The sequence below is a fragment of the Mesorhizobium sp. M7A.F.Ca.CA.002.04.1.1 genome (assembly GCF_004022805.1).
GTDB classification, from domain to species: domain Bacteria; phylum Pseudomonadota; class Alphaproteobacteria; order Rhizobiales; family Rhizobiaceae; genus Mesorhizobium; species Mesorhizobium ciceri.
In genome coordinates this window covers 1-4,972 of record NZ_RZPL01000423.1, presented here as the reverse complement: position 1 = coordinate 4,972, position 4,972 = coordinate 1, and the positions used below count along the sequence as shown (strand labels likewise).

6 protein-coding genes are annotated in these 4,972 nt (G+C 62.4%); 1 reads left to right on the top strand and 5 read right to left on the bottom strand.

The window, feature by feature from the left end; all coding sequences use genetic code 11:
• Positions 1–1,036, top strand: a 1,036-nt coding sequence (locus ENZ75_RS20680) for a branched-chain amino acid ABC transporter substrate-binding protein (RefSeq protein ID WP_164887899.1), incomplete at its 5' end; no start/stop codon positions are given.
• 91 nt (positions 1,037–1,127) lie between these two features.
• On the opposite strand, the gene ENZ75_RS20675 is transcribed toward ENZ75_RS20680, so the two are convergent.
• The 5 genes from ENZ75_RS20675 to ENZ75_RS20655 all read right to left on the bottom strand — a co-directional run.
• Positions 1,128–3,110, bottom strand: coding sequence for an acetyl/propionyl/methylcrotonyl-CoA carboxylase subunit alpha (locus ENZ75_RS20675; RefSeq protein WP_013532612.1), 1,983 nt, complete (start codon positions 3,108–3,110; stop codon positions 1,128–1,130).
• 163 nt (positions 3,111–3,273) lie between these two features.
• Positions 3,274–3,648, bottom strand: coding sequence for a hypothetical protein (locus ENZ75_RS20670; protein WP_024505729.1), 375 nt, complete (start codon positions 3,646–3,648; stop codon positions 3,274–3,276).
• A gap of 39 nt (positions 3,649–3,687) precedes the next feature.
• Positions 3,688–4,059 (bottom strand): hypothetical protein, encoded by a 372-nt coding sequence (locus tag ENZ75_RS20665; protein ID WP_013532610.1) that lies wholly within the window; start codon positions 4,057–4,059, stop codon positions 3,688–3,690.
• A gap of 39 nt (positions 4,060–4,098) precedes the next feature.
• On the bottom strand, positions 4,099–4,569 hold the full coding sequence (locus tag ENZ75_RS20660; protein ID WP_318011939.1) for a hypothetical protein: 471 nt from the start codon (positions 4,567–4,569) through the stop codon (positions 4,099–4,101).
• A 93-nt stretch (positions 4,570–4,662) separates the two neighbouring features.
• The coding region (locus tag ENZ75_RS20655) for a carboxyl transferase domain-containing protein (protein WP_281061257.1) at positions 4,663–4,972 on the bottom strand (310 nt) is incomplete at its 5' end.

Below are 4,972 nucleotides of genomic sequence, written 5' to 3'. Positions count from 1 at the left end.
GGTGATCGGCCCGATGACCGGACAGCTCGCCACCATCGGCGATCAGTTCAAGCAGGGCGCACAGGCCGCTGCCGATGCGATCAACGCCGCTGGCGGCGTCAACGGGTCGATGATCAAGCTTGATATCGAAGACGACCAGTGCGATCCCAAGCAGGCGGTGTCGGTTGCCAACCGCGTCGTCGCCGATGGCGTCAAGTTCATCGACGGCCATGCCTGCTCGGGTTCGAGCATTCCGGCCTCGGCCGTCTATGCCGAAGCCGGCGCGCTGATGATGAGCCCGGCTTCTTCCAACCCGGTGCTGACCGACGCGGCCGCCAAGGCCGGCTGGCCGACGATCATGCGCCTTTATACGCGTGACGATGCGCAGGGCGCCTTCATCGGCCCATGGATCGCCAAGAAGTTCGCCGGCAAGAATGTCGTCGTCCTGCACGACAAGAGCGCCTACGGACAGGGCGTGGCTGACGCCGTCAGGGCAACGATGAATGCCGGCGGCCTCAAGGAGGTCTACTATGACGGCATCAACGCTGGCGAGAAGGACTATTCGGCTCTCGTTACCAAGCTCAAGGACTTGAAAGCCGACGTCGTCTATTTCGGCGGCTACCATCCTGAAGCTGGCCTGATCCTGCGTCAGTCGGCGGAACAGAACCTGAAGTTCCAGCTGATCATGCCGGACTCCATCGCCTCGCCGGAATTCTGGCAGGTCGCTGGCCCGGCCGGCGAGGGCACCATGTTCGTCTTCCCGTCGGATCCGCAGGCAAAGCCGGAAGCCAAGGCAGCCGTCGAGAAGATCAAGGCCGGCGGTTTCGTGCCGGAGGGCTTCACGCTGTTCTCATACGCCACCATCCAGGCATTCGCCGAAGGCATCAAGCGTGCCGGCAGCGACGATCCGGCCAAGGTTGCCGAGGCGCTGAAGAACGGCACGCCGATCAGCACCGTCGTCGGTAATGTCACCTTCGACGAGAAGGGCGATCTCAAGAATGCCAGCTACGACATCAACCAGTGGCATGACGGAAAATATGCGCCGATCGCGCAGTAATCGCCGGCCCGGCGACTGAATAGCATAGGGAAATGGCCGGGGTCGTCCCCGGCCATTTTCTTGTTTGCCCTGTAGTCTGCCTTTCGAACCGTCAGCTGGCTACAGCGGCCGAAGCGGCTTGTTCCTCGACGAACCGTACCAGCACCGTCCCGTCGGTCACCTGCACGCCCTCGGTGGCGATCTCGGCGATCACGCCGTCATGCGGCGCGGCGATGGTGTGTTCCATCTTCATCGCCTCCAGGATCAGCAGCGGTTGACCCTTGATCACGGCATCGCCCTTTCCCACGCGCACCAGCTTGACCAGTCCCGGCATCGGCGCGCGCAGGCTGCCTGAACCCGCCGCTGCCTCGTCGGCTCGTGCGAGCGGGTCCGGCACCGTAAAGGTGTAGCCGACGGCGCCTTCGAACAGGGTGATGTGGCCTGGCCAGCGGGCGAGGCGTGGTGTTGAGCGAAAATCATGCGAATTGGTGTCGTCATAGGGCTTGTCCAGCGTCACCTGGAACCGCCCGTCATGCCGCACCGAAACTTTCGCCACGATTTCGTCTTCGCCAAACTTCAAACGTGTGCGTCGCGCCACGCTGTGGAAATGCGCATAACCGGCAAGCGACGACCACGGATCGTTGGGTGACGGCGATGCTCCGGCGCCGGAGGCCGCAACGGCCGCGGCAGCGATGGTTTCGCCGGTCGGCGGCGCGACCTCGGTCAGCGCCGTCTGGTGCCTGGCGATCAGGCTGGTGTCAACATCGCCTGCGGCGAAATCCGGATCGGCGGCGAGAGCGGCAAGAAAGGCGGTGTTGACGGTCGAGCCGGCGATCTCGGTCCGGGATAGCGCCGCGCCAAGCGCCTCCAGAGCCGCCTGCCTGTCCGTTGCGTGGACGACCAGCTTGGCAATCATCGGGTCGTAATAGGGCGAGATGGCGTCACCCGCTCGCACGCCAGTCTCGATGCGAATCGTGGCGCCTTGCGGGGCCGCATCCGGAAATTTCAGATGATGCAGCGTACCGGTCGCCGGCAGGAACCCTTTTGCCGCGTCCTCGGCATAGATGCGCGCCTCGAAGGCATGGCCGACGAGCGCGATCTCGCTTTGCGTCTTGGGCAGCTTTTCGCCTGACGCGACCCGCAACTGCCACTCGACCAGGTCGGTGCCGGTGACCATTTCGGTGACCGGGTGCTCGACCTGCAGACGGGTGTTCATCTCCATGAACCAGAAGCGGTCGGCCTTCAGGCCCTGCGAGGCATCGACGATGAACTCGATGGTGCCGGCGCCTGAATAATTGATCGCCTTGGCGGCCTTCACTGCCGCCTCCGTCATCGCCTTGCGCAAAGCGGGCGTCATGCCGGGCGCCGGCGATTCCTCGATCACCTTCTGGTGGCGGCGCTGCGCCGAGCAATCGCGCTCGTAGAGATGCACGACATTGCCCAAATTGTCGCCGAAGACCTGCACTTCGACATGGCGCGGCTTGTCGACATATTTTTCGACCAGCACACGGTCGTCGCCGAACGCGGCTTTCGCCTCGCGCCGTGCGCTGGACAACGCCTCGGAAAACTCATCGGGATGCTCGACCCGGCGCATGCCCTTGCCGCCGCCGCCGGCGCGCGCCTTGATCAGCACTGGATAGCCGATCTCGCGCGCCTTGGAGGCAAGCAGCACGATCTCCTGCGCCTCGCCATGATAGCCCGGCACGACCGGCACGCCGGCCTTTTCCATCAGCCGCTTGGCGGCGTCCTTCAGCCCCATGGCACGGATAGAGGCCGCGGATGGGCCGATGAAAATAAGCCCCGCCGCTGTCACCTGGTCGACGAAATCGGGATTTTCCGACAGGAAGCCGTAGCCGGGATGAATGGCTTGCGCACCCGTTGCCAGGGCCGCCGCGATGATCTTGTCGCCGCGCAGATAGCTTTCGCCGACGGGCGAGGCGCCGATATGCACCGCCTCGTCGGCCATCTCGACATGCAGGGATTTTGCGTCGGCATCCGAATAGATGGCGACGGTACGCACGCCCAGCTTCCGAGCCGTACGGATGACACGGCAAGCGATCTCGCCGCGGTTGGCGATCAGGATCTTGGCGAACATGGAGCCTCCGCATGTAAGGTTCGAAGTCCATGGGAAGCATGGCGCTTGAACACCCCCCTCTGACCGGCAGGACAGAGGGGGGTGCTGTCTCGCGAGCCTTTTAAGCCCTCGGAGTAAACCTCTCCCTTACCAGGGAAGTGCTCTACCTTGCGGTCGGCTGTACCTACTTCGAGGCCGCGATCTCGCAACTGCCGCCGGTCGTGACTTTGTAGTGGCCGCGGGTGGACTGACAGGATTTCATCGCCAACTCTTCGGCCGTCTTTTGAGATGGTGCGTTGAGGTGGCCGCCGCAAACTATGTACGACGACATTATCCGTGCGTAGGGAGTGGTTGCGTACGCTGAATGGCCACCGGCCGCGACATAGGCCTTGTAGGCCTTGGTGCAGGGATCCTTGGGATTTCGCGGCAGGTACGGCGGGAAACGCTTGTCTCCCTCGCTTCCCGCCAGTGAGCCGGCCATGCCCGCTCCGGATGCTGCGAACACCAGCAATACAGCCAATATCGCCATGGCTGTTCGCTTGGAATTCGTGGATTTCATTTTGTCTTCCCCAAGGAGAAAAACCGGGCGCTTTCCGGTCTATTTGGACGCGGCGATGCTGCAGGCGCCGGCGACGGTAACCTTGTATTTGCTTTTGCTGGCCTGACAGGATTTCAGTGCCAGTTCCGCCGCCGCCTTTTGTGACGATGCATTCAGCTTCACGCCGCAAACGAAGTACTCGGTCGCCGGAACGATTGGCGTCGCCGCGAAAGCCGAATGGCCTGCGGCTGCGAGATACGCTGCATAGGCCTTCCCGCAGCCCCCGGTGGTTCCTATAGGAATGGTCACCGGGTAGCGCACGTCGCCCTTGCTGCCTGCCAGCGATCCGGCCATGGCAGCGGTGGAGGCCGCCACCATCAGCAAGCCTGCCACTATGGGGGTGGCTGCTCGTTTGCAGGTCCCGGATTTCATTCTGCTTCCCCCATTCGCAAAAAAGTCTCGGCCGGTTGCTTATTTCGATGACGAGATTGCGCAGCCGCCACTCGCGGTCTTGAGCTTCCACCGTGTCAACCCGGCCTGGCAATTGCGCAGCGCCGTCTCTTCCGCCGCCTTCTGGGACGGCGCGTTGAGCTTCGTCCCGCAGATGATGTAGAGGTCGACAACGCGCGAATAAAAGGTTGTGGCGTAGGCCGAATGGCCGCTCGCCGCGACGTAACCCTTGTAGGCAACGTTGCATTCGCCCGAACCCAAGGTCGGCGGAAAACGCACGTCTCCCTTGCGTCCTGCGAGCGATTCCGCCGAGCTGATGCCGGTCGCCGTTAATATTAGAAATGCGGAAAGTATCGAAGCAGCCGTTCCCTGGCAATATTTCAGTTTCATTTCCAGCCCGTCCCCATTGCCCCATGCTGGATAAACAGTAGCGAATATTTTGTCCCCCCGCCAGTTCACTGTTTGAGATTCGAAGCCGCCTATACTGACCAATCGCTTGGTCCATACAGTTCAGCCTTTTCACACGGCAGCAACGGCCTGCCGGTATAGTTCCGCCGTTTGGCTGTCGAAGTTGACCGTCCATTCTCACATCCGAAACACGCCAAAGCGCGTGTCCTCGATTTCGGCGTTGAGCGCGGCCGACAGGCTGAGCGCCAGCACGTCGCGCGTCTTTGCAGGATCGATGATACCGTCGTCCCAGAGGCGTGCGGACGAATAGAGCGGATGGCCCTCATGCTCGTATTTCATCAGGATAGGCTTCTTGAATTTCGCCTCTTCCTCGGCGCTCCATTCTCCGCCCTTGCGCTCGATGCCTTCGCGTTTGACCATGGCAAGCACCGTTGCCGCCTGTTCGCCGCCCATCACCGAGATGCGGGCGTTCGGCCACATCCACAGG